Source organism: Halomonas sp. CH40, from assembly GCA_041875495.1.
GTDB lineage: Bacteria > Pseudomonadota > Gammaproteobacteria > Pseudomonadales > Halomonadaceae > Vreelandella.
Genome location: CP112982.1, coordinates 1475784 through 1490859, shown reverse-complemented (window position 1 = coordinate 1490859; position 15076 = coordinate 1475784). Strand labels below are relative to the sequence as shown.

Here is a 15076-nt window from a genome sequence, read left to right as displayed (position 1 = left end):
ATTCAAGTACTAGCCAGCCGGGAAAAGCAACATAACCTATACTTCGGTTTCTTCATCTTCCTGTTGATCTTCAGCGTCCTGCTCGTCTGTCTCTTCAGCCTCATCTTCAGCGGCCTCATCTTCAGCGGCCTCATCTTCTGTGGCCTCATCTTCTGTGGCGTCTTCAACGGCTTCGCTTTCAGTAGCCGCTTCGCCAGCAGATGCATCGTCGCTGGCCTCTACGGGTGTTGAAGCGGCTTCACCTTCAGTCGTGTCATCGACTTCCGCCATACGCGATTCCAGAGAGTTTAGCTCTTCACGCCAATTGTTCAGCTGTGTCTCAAGGCGTTCCAGCTGCGATTCACGCTGATCAATATTGTCATTGACCGACGTCAGCTCTTCACGGCCGATCTCAAGCGCCACCTGCAGATCGCCGAACTCGGTGCGCACCTCTTCAAGGCTGGCCTGCTCGTCTTCACGTTGCGCAGTCAAGCCTTCGATTTCTTCCTGCAGTGCATCACGCTCATTGGTCAGGGTATCGCGTTCCTCTACCAGGGCGTCACGCTCTTGCTGGGTAGTAGCGATTTCTTCCTGAAGGGCTTCCAGATGGGTATTGGCTTCTTCAATCTGACCATTAAGGCTCTCAAGGTCAGCTTCCGCCTGCTCGCGAGCCTCTACTGCAGAGGCACGTTCCTGCTCGGCCTGCTGGCGTGCTTCTTCGGCTTCCTGGCGGTCGGCTTGCGCTGACTGAAGCGCTTCTTCAGCTTCCTGACGGGCTGCTTGTGCCTCGTCACGCGTCTGTTCTACCTGGGCAAGCTCGCTGTTAAGCTCTTCCAGATGGGCTTCATGGGTTTCAACTTCACCGGTCAGTGACTCGATTTGCTGCTCAAGGGACTCGCGCTGTTTACCCAGTGATGCCAGCGTTTCCTCTGCTTCGCTAACGGCTGCTTGGGTTGATTCCAGCTCTGCCTGGGTGGCCGCCTGCTGCTCTTCGAGAGCGGCCATTTCTTCCTGCATGGCAGTAAGGTTCATCTCGGCTTCTTCAAGCTCAGAAAGCTGGGACCTCAGCTCCTGGCTTGACTGCTCGGCTTCAGCCAGCTGACCTTCTACCATATCAATGCGATCTGCCCGGGAACCGGCGCTGGATTGAGCGATCACTGCCCAGATAACCGCAATCGCCGCAATACCGGCAATACCTCTCACACGGTTATCCTGCATCAGGGTTTTCATATCAGGCTTGGTAGCGGCGGCAGCTGAACTGGGAGATGTCGATGATGTATTCTCAGCTGAGCTGTTGTCTTCGGATGGTTTGTTCGTATCTGACATGGATGCTTCTCTCTCTCGAAAGCGCTGTTGATTATTGCAATTATGCATGACAGCGGACGGTGATTGGCAAACGAAAAAAGCGTTACCCCTTACAGCATACACAGCTGTGTGCATCTGGCTAGTCACACAAGTAAGCTGAACGTTAAATTACCTTACGCTAAAGATGTGACAGCTCTGTTGACATCCTCATTAGCGTACCCAGTCGTGCCCGCTTTGCCAGGGTCGAACCAGTCAAGCTGGGCATTGAGCGCCACCACATCACCAATTACAATCAAAGCAGGTGAACTGATTGCACCGCTATAAAAACCAGGCGGTGGCGAGGCAAGGGTTCCAATATGAACCTGCTGATGGCGGGTAGTTCCCTGGGCAATCAAGGCCATGGGCGTGTGCGCCGACAACCCATGAGCCATCAGCGAAGAGCAGATATGCAGCAGATTCCCAAGCCCCATGTAGAAAACCAGGGTCTGGCCTGGCTGTGCCAGGCAAGGCCAATCCATTTCGCCGCCCTGCTTCAGGTGGCCAGTCACAAAACGCACGGACTGGGCATAATCACGGTGGGTTAACGGGATGCCAGCATAAGCCGCACAACCGGAGGCAGCTGTGATGCCTGGAATCACTTCAACGCTGACATTGTTGGCCACCAGGATTTCCATTTCTTCTCCGCCGCGCCCAAAAATGAACGGGTCACCGCCTTTCAGGCGAACAACCGTGCGGCCAGCCTGGGCCCAATCCACCAGTGACTGATTGATATCCTGTTGTGCTACGCTGTGGTTAGAGCAGGCTTTACCGACATAGTATTTTTGCGCACTCGCCGGAATAAGCGCCAGGATTTCTTCGCTTACCAGGCGGTCATAAAGCACAACGTCGGCGGCGATGATCCGTCGATAGGCTTTCAGAGTGAGCAACTCGGGGTCACCCGGGCCTGCGCCCACGAGGCTGACGCTTCCCGGGCGCTGCACAGGAATGCGGTCTAGAAAGGTAGAGTCCACAACAGGACGATCAGGAAACAACAGCCGATACCTCACAAACAAAAAAACGTTAGGGATAACGGTAGCCAATATTTTAAAGAATAAAAAAGAATATATAATAAGATTTATATTCAATTAAGGAATATATGAAGCCAACCAACGCGAGGAGAAGCATCATGGCCAACCATGAAACATCATCCAGCCAGGCGGCAGAACCCATGACCCTGGAAGCTTGCCTGAAAGAGGCTGAAGCGCTTCCAGAGTGGCAGATTATCGACCGCGATGGCATCATGAAGCTGACACGCCGCTTTACCTTTAGCGACTTCGCCCAAGCCCTGGCATTTACCCAGCGGGTGGGAGATCTGGCCGAACAGGCCAACCATCATCCCAAAATCACCACTCAGTGGGGCGAAGCAAGGGTAACCTGGTGGTCCCACGATAAAGGTGGCCTGTGTCATGACGATTTCACTCTTGCCGCCAGAACTGACGAGGTAGCCAAATAAATGTTTGAGCATATTGAGCGAGTCCCTGGAGATGCCATTCTCGGGCTGATCGAAGCTTTCAAGAAAGATACCAACCCCCAGAAGGTCGACCTTGGCGTCGGGGTTTATCGCGATGAAAACGGCACTACGCCGGTAATGCGCGCTGTCAAGGAAGCGGAAGCTCGCCTGCTCAAGAATGAAACCACCAAGACCTACATTGGTTCCCACGGTGCGCCCGAGTATGGCAAGGCCGTTCTGCCCATGGTGCTGGGCGCCAGCTCACCGGTACTGGAAGCCAATCGTGCCAGCGCCACTCAGTCACCCGGCGGCACCGGTGCCTTGCGCCTGGCGGCAGACTTTATTGCTGCTCAGCTGCCGGATAAAGGTATCTGGGTCAGCGACCCTACCTGGCCGAACCATCTGGGCATTTTCTCGGCAGCCGGCATCGAGCTGCAGAAATACCCCTATGTAGACGCGGATAACCGTCTCGACTTTGATGGCATGCTGGCAGCCATCAAACAGATTCCGCAAGGCGATGTTGTTGTGCTGCATGCCTGCTGCCACAACCCGACCGGCTTTGACCTTTCCCAGCAGCAGTGGCAAACCGTGCTGGAGGTCGTCCGTGAGCGCCAGTTGCTACCGCTGATTGACTTTGCTTACCAGGGGTTTGGTGCGGGGCTTGACGAAGATGCCTACGGCGTTCGCCTGATGGCGGAGCAGCTGGACGAAGTCATTATTACCAGCTCATGCTCCAAGAACTTCGGTATCTATTGCGAGCGTACCGGCTGCCTGATCATGGTCGCCAAAGATGCTGAGCAGATGGAGAACGTGCGCTCCCAGGTGGCTATCGTTGCCCGTGAAAACTACTCCAACCCGCCGGCGCATGGCGGTTCGATTGTCAGTGAAATCCTTCACGACCCAGAACTAACTGCCATGTGGCGCGAAGAACTGACGGAAATGCGCGATCGCATCAATACCCTGCGGCGTGATTTCGTCGAGGCCCTCAAGCCTTATGGGCTGGCTGAGAAATATGCCTGCGTTGCCGAACAACAGGGCATGTTCTCGTACACCGGGTTGACCCCGGAACAGGTTGACCGCCTGCGCGATGAATTCGGTATCTATATGGTGCGCTCAGGCCGTGCCAATGTGGCCGGGTTCTCGCATGCAAACCTGCCCTACCTTGCCAAGGCGATTGCTGCCGTTAACGACTAAACGCCAGTATTGAGCCTGAAAAACGCCCAGGGGGATACTCCTGGGCGTTTTTTTGCGTAGAATCACCGCCTTTGCAATCCTCCAGACAGCGAGACTGACAATGGCAGCAAGCAGCACGCCCTACCCTTGGTATAAAAAAGAAGATACGGACGCCTTCTTTGCGCTTTTTCAGAACAATATCGCCAACTTTGTGATTATTGCCATCACCATGCTGGGAATGGGCTTTCCCGCCGAGATTGTCTATGGGCAGGTGCTGCCTGGGGCGGCGGTCGCCGTCATGGCGGGCAACTTCTACTATGCCTGGAGCGCATCGCGGCTGGCACGCAAGGAAAACCGCAACGATGTCACCGCCCTCTCCTACGGTATTTCCACCCCTGTGATGTTTGTATTTCTGTTTGGCGTGCTCTTGCCTGCCAAACAGTTGACCGGCGATGCGGAAATGGCCTGGAAGATTGCCGTTGCTGCCTGCTTTATCAGCGGTGCCATTGAGACATCCATCAGCTTTATTGGCCGCTGGGTGCAGTACCACCTTCCCCGCGCCGCCATGCTGGGTGCAGTAGCAGGCGTGGCGCTGACCTTTATCGCCGGTGAGATGCTGTTCAAAACCCTGGAAATGCCGATTATCGGCCTGGTTGTGCTAACCCTGATTATTGTTGGTCTGGTGGCACGGGTCAGCATGCCTTTCCGCATACCGACCTCCCTGTTTGCGATTATTGTCGGCACCCTGATGGCTTATCTGATTGGCGATGCCGGAAGTGAGCGATTCAGCGATGCCTTCACTCATCTGGGCTTTTACCCGCTAGTACCGGGACTGGACTGGTATGAAGGGCTAGGGCTGCTGTTTACCAGCATGCTGGCGGTATTGACCGTGGTGCTACCCATCACCCTTTACAACGCCATTGAAACCATCAATAACGTGGAAGCCATGGAAGCCGCGGGCGATGGCTATGATGTCAGGGAGTGCCAGGCAGTGGATGGCGCCGGTACCATGCTGGGCGCCCTGTTTGGTGGGGTCTTTCCGACCACGGTGTATATTGCCACCGTGGGTGCCAAGTGGATGGGCGCCGGACGCGGTTACAGCCTGTTAAACGGAGCTGTTTACGCCATCGCCACCATGTTTGGCCTGATTGCAGCGCTGGCAGCGATCATTCCGGTTTCCGTAGTGGCCCCTATTCTGGTGTTTGTCGGCATTTCGATGATTGCTACGGCCTTCCAAGCCAACGACACGCGTTACTATCCTGCCGTTGCCCTGGCCATGCTGCCCTACTTTGCCAACTACGTGATGACCCGCTTTAACCGTGGCGCGGAGGAGGTGGTCAGTGACATCTCCAACGCCATTGTACTGATGGGACAGGGCGCCATGTTCATGGCGATTTTCCTGGGTGCCATTACCGTCTCAGTGATCGACCATCAGTTCCGGCGCGCCGCCGCCTTCGCGCTGACGGCGGCGGGCTTTTCTTTTGTCGGCCTGATGCATGCGCCCAAGCTGACCCTGAACGCTGCCCCGGATTTTGTGATTGGCTATCTGGTCATGGCGGCCATGCTGGTCTATTTCGAGTGGCAGCAACGCCGTAGCCTGTAAAGCCCTTGGAATATCAATCACCCCGGTGAGCGCGCCTCGCCGGGGTGATCCTCAGTTGACGGATTCTGGTCAGGCTTACGCTTGGGGCTGGAAAGAATACTGACCAGCACTCGCCAGGCGACCAACCCCGCCAATACATTCCCCACGGCAGCGCCCATGGCTATGCCCAACCAACCGCCTAACACCGAGCCTAGCCAGATGCATGGCAGATAGCAGATAAATAACCGCGCGGCTGACAGCAGCATGGAACGTAAAGGCCAGCCCAACGCATTGCCCGCTGACACCACTAGCATACAGATACCCAGAGCCGCATAACTGGGTAACAGAAAGCGGATCAACAGGATGAGGGCATCCTGTACCGCTTTTTCGCTGGTCAGGGCGGCGGCAACCCAGGGTGCCAACAACGCCAACACAATCCCCAACCCAAGTTGCCAGACCAGCGCCACTTTCAGGGCCAGCCGCATCAAGCGATGTATCTGCCCCCAATCACCGGCCCCGTAACAGCGCCCGAGCCAGGGCGGTAGCGACATCGTCATGGCCAGAATCACCATCAGTGAGACCGTTTCCAGACGGCTTGCCAACCCCCAGGCCGCCACATGGGTTTCGCCCATGGAAGCCACCACCGCAATCGCCAGCATGGCAGCCAAGGGGGGCATTAACTGGCCAATCATCGCCGGTCCGGCTATCTGCATGAAGGGCCGCGATGAGACCAAAGCCTCTTGATAAAGCCCCGTCATCCTCAACCATTGGCGCAGGATCAGCCGTCGGCCAGTAATCGCCAGGCCAGTAGAGAAAGCAAGGGTTGTTGCCCAGGCAGCCCCGGGCAGGCCCAGGCCTTCCCAGGGGCCAACCCCGAAAATCAGCAAAGGGTCCAGCGCCAGATTGACGGCGCTGCTGAGCACCATCATCTTACCGGGCAGCTGGGTGTCGCCGTGGGCGCGAAAAACGCTGTATACGAAATACAGTAGCGCGCCCAGCCAGGCGGCAAGCAGCTGCGGCCACCAATAACGGTTGATGTAGCCCAGGGTTGTCTCATCGGCGCCTAGCTGGGTGAAAATAACGTCCTGGAACAGCCCCAGCAGCAGGGCCAGCAGAGCGATCACGCCGCTTCCCATCATCAATACCAGGCTGCCAAGGCGTTTGCCGCGCTCGTTTTCACCCGCGCCAATTGTCCGCGAAATAAGCGCGGCAATCGCAATCCCCATCCCGACCTGAACACCAATAATCAGAAAGGATAGCGGGAAGGTAAAGGATTGTGCGGCCAGGGGCGCTGTGCCCAGGCGGGCAATAAAGGCACTATCAACCAGCTGGAAGCCCAGCAGCGCCAGCACCCCAATCGCCATTGGCCATGTTTGCTGCCATAGGGTTTTACCTAAAGCATGCTGCGACGCGATCTTGATGACACAACCTCCAGACCTTGATGGATGAAGCCACAAAAGCCACCCCAGTCTTTGACTGAGGTGGCTATCATCATGACATTTTTAACAATGCCTGAGAGCTTACTGACGAACGCCTTCAAACGTCACGTAAAGTTCCAGGGTATGCATGGCTTCCGGGAAGCTGCTCATATCGATACCGTAATCTGCCAGGGTCAATTCAGTGCTGCCTTCAAAACCAGCGCGATAGTTACCCCAGGGGTCTTCGCCCTCACCCATCAGGGTCACCGGCATTTCAAAGCTCTGGGTTTCACCGCGCAGGGTCAACTCCCCCGTCAGTACGCCAGAATTTTCATCCGTTGGCTCAAAACCGGTTGATGTGAAGGTTGCCGTTGGATATTCACTGGCGTCGAGAAAGTCTTCACTGAGAATATGACGATCACGTTCAGCGTGATTGGAATTCAAGCTGTTAACCTGTACTTCCATATCGATTGAAGATGCTTCCAGGTCTTCCGGATCATAAAAGAATTCGCCATCAAAGTTTTCAAAGCTACCCAGAATATATGAAAAACCCAGATGATTGATCTTGAACTGAATAAACGCATGCTGACCTTCAATATCGACAGCATAAGTATCGGCCTGGGCCTGACTGAGCGGTACCAGACTAACAGCGGCAATAGCGGCAGCAATGGCGGTTTTATTCATCATAGTAAACTTCCTTTCGCAGATTTATAGAATCGTTATTTAAACAAGGGTTATTTATCGCGCAATGAATAACGCGGGTCGAGCATACGTTTCAAGGTCGCGTGACGATCAACCCAGTGGTGCTTGAGAGCGGCCAGCATATGGCCTGAGGCCAGAATGATCAGCGCCAGAGCGCTGTACCAGTGAATATCTCCCGCCAGGCTGGCCTGGTTGGGTAAATCATGCAGAGTGGCTGGAAGATCAAACCAGCCAAAGACATCAATCGGGCTGCCTTTCGCCGTTGACATTAGATAGCCGCTGACAAATACCGTCAGTAACAGCACGTAAAGCAGTAAATGGCCTGCATGAGCGGCAATGTTTTCCCAGCGTTTACCCTCGGCAACAGGCGTTGGTTGAACAAGTCGCCAAAGGATTCTGAATATAATAAAACCTAATAGCAGAACACCCAACGAACGGTGAATCCAGGGTGCCTGATTATACCATGGGTCATAATACCCCAGCCCCGTCATCCACCAGCCCAGTATAAAAAGGCCAATAATCACAACAGCACTCACCCAGTGCATAAAAATGGCGATAAGTCCCCAGCCCGTCCGACTGTTCTTCCACATGGTGATGCCCTTCAATTAATGTCATAGCGCTGTCGAGAACAAACCTATCTAAAAACACAAACTCGCAATCACGAGAGAGTATTGACTGGCCTCATAATTTACTCAGTGATAATAGCCTTTAAGAGAGAGTTAGACTGCTGAAAAAAGCTGAACACTTCATTCGGAAAAAATACCGCTCACAAAATAATATGGCAGAAATAACAACCGGGCAGTGGCGCCCGGTTGTTGTGTCTTTGCAGAAGTCGCGTGATTACCCAGCCAAAGCATCCAGTCCACGCACCAGATCACGTTGAATATCATCCAGGTGCTCAAGCCCAACTGCGACGCGAATAAGCCCCGGGGTAATGCCGGCGGCCTCCCGCTGTGCCTCGGAAAGGCGACCGTGGGTAGTGGTAGCAGGATGAGTGATGGTGGTTTTGACATCGCCGAGGTTACCGGTAATCGACAGCATTCGGGTCGCATCAATCACCTGCCAGGCGCCCTGCTGGCCATTGATGACCTCAAACCCCAAAACGGCCCCAAAGCCCTTCTGCTGTCGGCGTGCCAGTGCATGTTGAGGATGATCCTCAAGGCCACTGTAGTAAACACGGCTGACGGCCGGATGCTGTTGCAGCCACCTGGCCAGGCTTAACGCCTGTGCGCAGTGCGCTTTCATGCGCAGCGACAGGGTTTCCAGCCCCTTGGTAAATACCCAGGCATTAAAGGGGCTCATGCAAGGCCCGCAGGTGCGCATCACACCGAACACCTCTTCCAACAGCGCATGGCTACCCACCACAGCACCACCGACGGCACGCCCCTGGCCATCAAGATACTTGGTGGCCGAGTGGATGATCAGATCCGCTCCCAGCGCCAAAGGCTGCTGTAACGCTGGTGTCAGAAAGCAGTTATCAATCGCCAGCAAGACGCCATGCCGCTTGGCCAATGCCGCCAGGGCAGGCACATCAGCAATTTCAGACAGCGGATTGGAGGGCGTCTCGGCAAACAGCAGCTTGGTCGCTGGGGTGATGGCAGCCTCCCAGGCATCGAGGTCTGAGAGTTCCACATAGCGGGTGACAATCCCGAACTTGCCAAGATATTTATCGAACAGGCTGACCGTTGAGCCAAACAGCGAGCGCGAGGCAACAATTTCATCCCCGGCGTTCAATAACGCCATGGCAGTCGCAAGAATCGCCGACATGCCGGAACTGGTCGCCACGCAGCGTTCGCCGCCTTCCATCGCCGCCAGGCGCTGTTCAAAGGTGCGTACCGTCGGGTTGGTAAAACGTGAATAGACGTTACCGGCTTCTTCCCCACTGAACTTGCGCGCCGCCTCAGCGGCACTGGAGTATACAAAGCTTGACGTGGGAAAGATGGGCTCGGAATGCTCCTGCTCAGCCGTGCGATCATGGCCAGCACGCACTGCCAGGGTTTCAAGCGACATGTCTGCGAGTGACATATCCTCTGCCGACGCCTCATCCAACGACATCCCATCCAACGACGGAGACAGCGTTTCATCGTGCCCGGAATTTTTGTCGATAGCGTTCTTGTGGATAGCGTTTTCGTGAATAGAATCATCGTGCATGGGAAGCTCCTCTTGCTCGATCATCAGTCATCCAGATCGTCATCCTGGTTATGCATATCCACCAGGGCATGATCACCGGCACTATGATCCTTGGCGGAATCACTGCGACTTTCCTCAAGCGCTTGCAGGTAGGCGCTATCGATATCGCCGGTCACGTAGTTGCCATCAAACACCGAGCAGTCGAAACCGTCAAAATCCGGATTAACCTCGCGGCAGGCTTCTTTCAGGTCTTCAAGATCCTGATAGAACATGCGGTCGGCACCGATCAACTCCCCGACTTCCTGTTCAGTGCGGCCGTGAGCAATCAGCTCTGACGCCGCAGGCATGTCAATGCCGTACACGTTCGGGTAGCGTACCGGCGGTGCCGCCGAGGCAAAATAGACGTTGCGCGCCCCGGCATCCCGGGCCATCTGGATAATCTGCTTGCAGGTCGTACCGCGCACGATGGAGTCATCCACCAGCAGGACATTCTTGTCCTTGAACTCCACATCAATGGCGTTCAGCTTCTGACGCACGGATTTCTTACGCTGGGTCTGTCCGGGCATGATAAAGGTGCGGCCAATATAGCGGTTCTTCATGAAACCTTCACGGTAGGTCACCCCCAGATGCTGAGCCATTTCCAGCGCCGAGGTGCGTGACGTATCGGGAATCGGGATCACTACATCGATATCGTGATCAGGCCATTCGCTCAACACGCGGTCGCCCAGCTTGCGGCCCATCTGCATACGGGTGCCATAGACGTAGGCACCGTCCAGGATCGAGTCAGGACGAGCCAGATAGACGTGTTCAAAAATGCATGAACGCAGGACCGGGCGGTCGGCACATACCTGGGTGTGAATCTTGCCCTGCATATCGACAAAAATCGCTTCCCCAGGCGCCAGATCCCGCACCAGTTCAAAGCCACCCACGTCAAGCGCCACGGATTCAGAGGCAATCATCACTTCCTGCTGGCCCTCTACCTGACGGGTGCCAAACACCACCGGACGAATGCCAAAGGGATCGCGAAAGGCCACCATGCCAAAGCCATTGATGATGGCGACTGCCGCATAGCCGCCCTTGCAGCGACGATGCACGCGACGCACTGAGTCAAAGATATCTTCCGCTTCCAGATGCAGCCCCTGTTTGCCCAGTTCGTGGGCAAACACGTTGAGCAGTACTTCTGAATCAGAACTGGTATTGATATGACGCAGATCAGTCGAGACCAGCTCCTGTTTCAGCTGGTCTGAATTAGTCAGGTTACCATTGTGCGCCAAGGCAATGCCGTAAGGCGAGTTCACATAGAAAGGCTGTGATTCTGCCTCACTGGACGAGCCAGCCGTCGGGTAGCGAACGTGGCCAATGCCCAGGTTACCTTTCAGGCGAGCCATATGGCGGGTATGGAACACATCGCGCACCAAGCCGTTGCTCTTGCGCAGTAGAAAGCGTCCTTCGCTCCAGGTCATCATGCCCGCAGCGTCCTGGCCTCGGTGCTGAAGTACGGTCAAGGCATCATAAATCGCCTGATTCACCGTTTGCTTGGCCAGAAGGCCCACTATACCGCACATACTTTATACCTCACTCGATACGATAACACAGGTGACCAGAAGCACTGAGATTCGGCACCCTAGCTATACAGACAATGGCAATCAGCCGGTTGTTAACGCTTGCTATCAGCCGCTTATCCAGCATTGCTCTGCGGCAACTGCGGCAAAGGAATATCCTTTAATGAATCTGGCGCCTGTGGCAAACGGCCTTCCCACTGGTCGAGCTGACTCAATGCCCACGCGCGCAGCTGCTCAAATGTCGGCCTCAAGGTGGCTTCCTGCCAGGCCTCAAGTTCGACCAGTGGGGTCAGGGTAATCATCACCGTCACCACCACCAGAATCGCCGCGCCACGGGCAGCACCGAAGGCCGCGCCTGCCAGCCGATTCAAGAACCCCATGCCGACCCAGACAATGGCGGCATGCACAAGGCGGATGACAATACCACACAGCAAAATTACTGCAAAAATCACCAGCACAAAGGCCAGCACCAAACGCGCATCGGCGTTGTCGATAAACTCTGCCAGCAGATCCGCTACCGGCTCCGCCAATACCCGTGCAACCAGAAGGGCAACGACCCAGGCCGCCAGGCCCAGGGCTTCGCGTATCAGGCCGCGTGCAAAACCCGCCAGCGTGGAAAGTGCCAGCACGGCCAAAAACAACGCATCAATCCAGGTTAACGCCATAGATTAGTCTCTCACCCGCACCAGCAGGCCCTGATAATTGACCCGCTCTTTTACCAGGGCCATGGCACGCTCACCTTGTGCGGAAGTTTCAAAAGGGCCGACCAGAACCGCCGTCAGCTCTTCGTTGCGTTCACGGGTAAAAACGCTGAACCCCTGCTCTTCTAGCTCGGTTTTCAAACGCTCAACGTTTTCAGCGTTGCCAAAACTACCGATCTGCACCCCCCACTCGCCTTCAGAGTTGGCTGCGGGCATGGCATCGTTACCACTGGTTTCACCAGCGTCTTCTGAACTGCTGGGCAATGCAGCGTTCACAGACTCGGGGTTTGAGGCTGTGACTGCCGTTGCCACAGCACCTGATGAAATGGGCGCTGGCTCATTGGCCAGCTGGATACTTTCTGGCTGCTCAGGGGCCACCACTTCACGGCGCGGCACATCGATCGGGCGCTCTATGGTGAAAGAAGGCTGTTGGCGATCTGCCCTGGGTTCAGGCTCGCTCATTAACCAGGGCAGCAGAATAATGGCCAGAGCCACTAGAATGACCGCACCGCTGATGCGTTCTGTTTTGCCGTATTTCATGTCTTTCTCCCTCCTCTCAGCATGCGCCTGCGATGTGTTTACACCGGGTTAGCGCACGTCGCCTGTGGCAGATCAGTTGCCAACAGTTCCCCTACGGTAAAAAACGAGCCAGTGGCAAGCACGCGATCTTCGGGCATCAGCTTGCCTTTCAACCCTTCAGCCCCAAGTACTGGCGTTGCAGCATACCCATGCACAACACCGCCCTGGCGTTCAATTTCTACTGCCAGTGATTGTGCCGAACGCCCTCTTGGCCCCGACAAGCCAACACAGATCCAGTCGGTCACCACAGGGATTAAATGCGCCACAACGCCTTCGATATCCTTGTCATCCAGCATGCCAATCACACACCAGAGCCTGCCGTTTGCCTGCGCCCCAAGGCGTTTTGCCAGGTAGGCTGCCGCATGCGGATTGTGCCCGACGTCCAGGCACCATTGGCCTATCCATTGCATCCGCCCGGAAAGCACAACATTGCCCAGCGCTTGCCGGGTTGTCTCAGCGTTGAGATCACAGCCTGCCAGCGTCAGCGCCTGTAGCGCCGTGGCGGCGTTATCCAGCGGTAATCCAGGGTCAGGCAAGTTATCCAAGGTTAACCGCTGGCCCTCAGGGTTCTGGCCCTGCCACTGCCAGAGTTCGCTTTCAACCGACGAACGCTCAAAGGTGGAACCCAATTCGTACAGAGGGGCACCCAACTTACGGGCGGTATCTGCCACGCTATCCGGCAGGCACTGACTCCCCAATACTGCCGGTCGGCCAGAACGGAAGATACCCGCCTTTTCGCGCCCTATCTGGGCGAGATCAGTTCCCAGAAAGTTGGCGTGATCCAGGGCAATGGTGGTGACGATGGCGACATCGGCATCAATGATATTGACCGCATCCAGGCGCCCACCCAGCCCGACTTCGAGAAAGACGATATCCAGCCTGGCCTGGGCCAGACACCAGAGCGCACACAGGGTACCGGCTTCAAAATACGTCAGGCTGATTTCAGGCGAGCGGCAACGCGCCGCTTCAACCTGTTCAAAACCGGCCACCAGCTGCTCATCGCTGGCTTCGTTACCCAGCAGCGTCACCCTTTCGTTGTAGCGCACCAGGTGAGGTGAGGTATAAGTGCCCACCCGCATGTCATGAGCGGCGGCGACGGCTGCCATCATGGCAAGCGTTGACCCCTTACCGTTGGTACCGGCGACGGTGACCACTCTGGGGGCAATCGGACGGTCGAGCAGCTGCATACGCCGGGCGACATCCGCTACCCTCTCCAACCCCATATCAATGCCTACGGGGTGAAGTTGCTCAAGGTAGTCGAGCCATACGGCAAGCGACTTAGCCATGACGGGGGGTGTCATCCCCATGGCCAGAGGAATTGGACGCTGCCCCTTGCTCAGGCGCTGAATCCTGAGCGACCGGCTTGGCACCCTCCTCTGGCGAAGCTGGCTCAGCAGCAACAGCCGCTTCATCCACAACAGGTTCGCTAATATCAGCCGCCGCCAATGGCTCTTCAGCCGGCACCTCGCTCAAGGCTTGATGATGGGTCAGCTTGCGCAGGATGCCGCCCAGGCGTTCACGCATCGCGTGGCGATGCACGATCATGTCAACGGTGCCATGCTCAAGCAGGAACTCGCTGCGCTGAAAGCCCTCAGGCAGGGTCTCACGCACGGTCTGTTCAATCACCCTGGGGCCAGCAAAGCCGATCAGGGCATTCGGTTCGGCGACATTCAGATCACCGAGCATCGCCAATGACGCTGAAACACCCCCGAACACCGGATCAGTCAGCACCGAAATATACGGCACTCCTGCCTGCTTGAGTTTTTCCAGCGCCGCTGAGGTCTTGGCCATCTGCATCAGCGAGAACAGGGCTTCCTGCATGCGCGCCCCGCCCGATGCCGAAAAGCACACCAAAGGAATCTGCTCTTTCAGCGCCAGGCTAGCCGCGCGCACAAACTTCTCGCCAACCACCGCGCCCATGGAGCCGCCCATAAAGGTGAACTCAAAGGCAACGGCAACAATCGGCAAGCCATCCAGCTGCCCCTTGAAGGCCACCAGGGCGTCATTTTCACCGGTTTCCTTTTGTGCCGCTGTCAGGCGATCCTTGTATTTTTTCGAATCGCGAAACTTGAGACGGTCATTTGGCGCGATGTCCTTGGCGACTTCTTCACGGCCTTCCTTGTCCAGAAACCAGTCAAGGCGCTTGCGCGCGGTCAGGCGCAGATGGTGGTCGCACTTGGGGCAGACGCTCTGATGCTTATCCAGTTCAGGAAGATAGAGCACTCCCTCACATTTCGGACACTTACGCCACAGGCCGTCAGGCACGCTGGCGCGGCGGTCTTTGCGCTGTATACGCCCCATGGAGGGAACAATCTTATCTAGCCAGCTCATATCAAAAAGGCTTCCATTATACGTCAATGCCCGGCATGGCCAGGCGCTGATAGGTTGTCAGACGTTAATACCCGGTGATTGACAACATGGATACACCCACGCGGGTAAAATAACGTAACGCCTGT

At 56.0% G+C, this 15076-nt stretch carries 14 protein-coding genes; 3 read left to right on the top strand and 11 right to left on the bottom strand.

Annotated elements, in window-relative coordinates:
• Nucleotides 1-36 precede the first annotated feature (36 nt).
• Together OR573_06795 and cobA are read right to left on the bottom strand one after the other, a co-directional pair.
• Nucleotides 37-1305: a kinesin gene (locus OR573_06795; GenBank protein ID XGA81335.1), complete on the bottom strand. Its 1269-nt coding sequence runs from the start codon at nt 1303-1305 to the stop codon at nt 37-39.
• A gap of 152 nt (nt 1306-1457) precedes the next feature.
• On the bottom strand, nt 1458-2264 hold the full coding sequence (cobA, locus tag OR573_06790; protein ID XGA81685.1) for a uroporphyrinogen-III C-methyltransferase: 807 nt from the start codon (nt 2262-2264) through the stop codon (nt 1458-1460).
• 227 nt (nt 2265-2491) lie between these two features.
• Between cobA and OR573_06785 the strand changes: the two genes are divergently transcribed.
• From OR573_06785 to OR573_06775, 3 genes are all read left to right on the top strand, one after another.
• Nucleotides 2492-2776 carry a 4a-hydroxytetrahydrobiopterin dehydratase gene (locus tag OR573_06785; protein ID XGA81684.1) on the top strand — a complete coding sequence of 95 codons (285 nt, stop codon included), beginning with the start codon at nt 2492-2494 and terminating at the stop codon, nt 2774-2776.
• Complete coding sequence (locus OR573_06780; GenBank protein ID XGA81334.1) at nt 2777-3967, top strand: aspartate/tyrosine/aromatic aminotransferase; 1191 nt, start codon at nt 2777-2779, stop codon at nt 3965-3967. It begins immediately after the preceding gene.
• A 100-nt stretch (nt 3968-4067) separates the two neighbouring features.
• Nucleotides 4068-5549 (top strand): NCS2 family permease, encoded by a 1482-nt coding sequence (locus OR573_06775; GenBank protein ID XGA81333.1) that lies wholly within the window; start codon nt 4068-4070, stop codon nt 5547-5549.
• Nucleotides 5550-5566: 17 nt separating this feature from the next.
• Here OR573_06775 and OR573_06770 read toward each other — a convergent pair whose 3' ends face one another.
• From OR573_06770 to accD, 9 genes are all read right to left on the bottom strand, one after another.
• Nucleotides 5567-6892, bottom strand: a complete 1326-nt coding sequence (locus OR573_06770; GenBank protein XGA81332.1) for an MATE family efflux transporter — start codon at nt 6890-6892, stop codon at nt 5567-5569.
• A gap of 156 nt (nt 6893-7048) precedes the next feature.
• Nucleotides 7049-7633, bottom strand: a complete 585-nt coding sequence (locus tag OR573_06765; protein ID XGA81331.1) for a YceI family protein — start codon at nt 7631-7633, stop codon at nt 7049-7051.
• 47 nt (nt 7634-7680) lie between these two features.
• A complete protein-coding gene (locus tag OR573_06760) occupies nt 7681-8238 on the bottom strand; it encodes a cytochrome b (GenBank protein XGA81330.1) in 558 nt (185 codons plus the stop codon).
• Between the two features lie 250 nt (nt 8239-8488).
• Nucleotides 8489-9703 (bottom strand): O-succinylhomoserine sulfhydrylase, encoded by a 1215-nt coding sequence (locus OR573_06755; protein ID XGA81683.1) that lies wholly within the window; start codon nt 9701-9703, stop codon nt 8489-8491.
• 119 nt (nt 9704-9822) lie between these two features.
• On the bottom strand, nt 9823-11343 hold the full coding sequence (gene purF / locus OR573_06750) for an amidophosphoribosyltransferase (GenBank protein XGA81329.1): 1521 nt from the start codon (nt 11341-11343) through the stop codon (nt 9823-9825).
• 113 nt (nt 11344-11456) lie between these two features.
• Complete coding sequence (locus OR573_06745; protein XGA81328.1) at nt 11457-12005, bottom strand: CvpA family protein; 549 nt, start codon at nt 12003-12005, stop codon at nt 11457-11459.
• Between the two features lie 3 nt (nt 12006-12008).
• Entirely contained in the window at nt 12009-12581 is a 573-nt protein-coding gene (locus OR573_06740; GenBank protein XGA81327.1) for an SPOR domain-containing protein, read from the bottom strand.
• A gap of 38 nt (nt 12582-12619) precedes the next feature.
• Nucleotides 12620-13906: a bifunctional tetrahydrofolate synthase/dihydrofolate synthase gene (folC, locus tag OR573_06735; GenBank protein ID XGA81326.1), complete on the bottom strand. Its 1287-nt coding sequence runs from the start codon at nt 13904-13906 to the stop codon at nt 12620-12622.
• Entirely contained in the window at nt 13899-14951 is a 1053-nt protein-coding gene (gene accD / locus OR573_06730; protein XGA81325.1) for an acetyl-CoA carboxylase, carboxyltransferase subunit beta, read from the bottom strand. The genes folC and accD overlap by 8 nt, the downstream gene beginning before the upstream one ends.
• Nucleotides 14952-15076 lie beyond the last annotated feature (125 nt).

Excerpts from the sequence above, each read along its gene's own strand:
- OR573_06770 (XGA81332.1), bottom strand. The coding sequence starts at position 6,892 with ATGGCGATTGGGGTGCTGGCGCTGCTGGGCTTCCAGCTGGTTGATAGT.
- OR573_06780 (XGA81334.1), top strand. The coding sequence starts at position 2,777 with ATGTTTGAGCATATTGAGCGAGTCCCTGGAGATGCCATTCTCGGGCTG.
- purF (XGA81329.1), bottom strand. The coding sequence starts at position 11,343 with ATGTGCGGTATAGTGGGCCTTCTGGCCAAGCAAACGGTGAATCAGGCG.
- folC (XGA81326.1), bottom strand. The coding sequence starts at position 13,906 with ATGGCTAAGTCGCTTGCCGTATGGCTCGACTACCTTGAGCAACTTCAC.
- OR573_06745 (XGA81328.1), bottom strand. The coding sequence starts at position 12,005 with ATGGCGTTAACCTGGATTGATGCGTTGTTTTTGGCCGTGCTGGCACTT.
- OR573_06765 (XGA81331.1), bottom strand. The coding sequence starts at position 7,633 with ATGATGAATAAAACCGCCATTGCTGCCGCTATTGCCGCTGTTAGTCTG.
- OR573_06740 (XGA81327.1), bottom strand. The coding sequence starts at position 12,581 with ATGAAATACGGCAAAACAGAACGCATCAGCGGTGCGGTCATTCTAGTG.
- OR573_06795 (XGA81335.1), bottom strand. The coding sequence starts at position 1,305 with ATGTCAGATACGAACAAACCATCCGAAGACAACAGCTCAGCTGAGAAT.
- accD (XGA81325.1), bottom strand. The coding sequence starts at position 14,951 with ATGAGCTGGCTAGATAAGATTGTTCCCTCCATGGGGCGTATACAGCGC.
- OR573_06785 (XGA81684.1), top strand. The coding sequence starts at position 2,492 with ATGACCCTGGAAGCTTGCCTGAAAGAGGCTGAAGCGCTTCCAGAGTGG.
- OR573_06760 (XGA81330.1), bottom strand. The coding sequence starts at position 8,238 with ATGTGGAAGAACAGTCGGACGGGCTGGGGACTTATCGCCATTTTTATG.
- OR573_06755 (XGA81683.1), bottom strand. The coding sequence starts at position 9,703 with ATGTCGTTGGATGAGGCGTCGGCAGAGGATATGTCACTCGCAGACATG.
- OR573_06775 (XGA81333.1), top strand. The coding sequence starts at position 4,068 with ATGGCAGCAAGCAGCACGCCCTACCCTTGGTATAAAAAAGAAGATACG.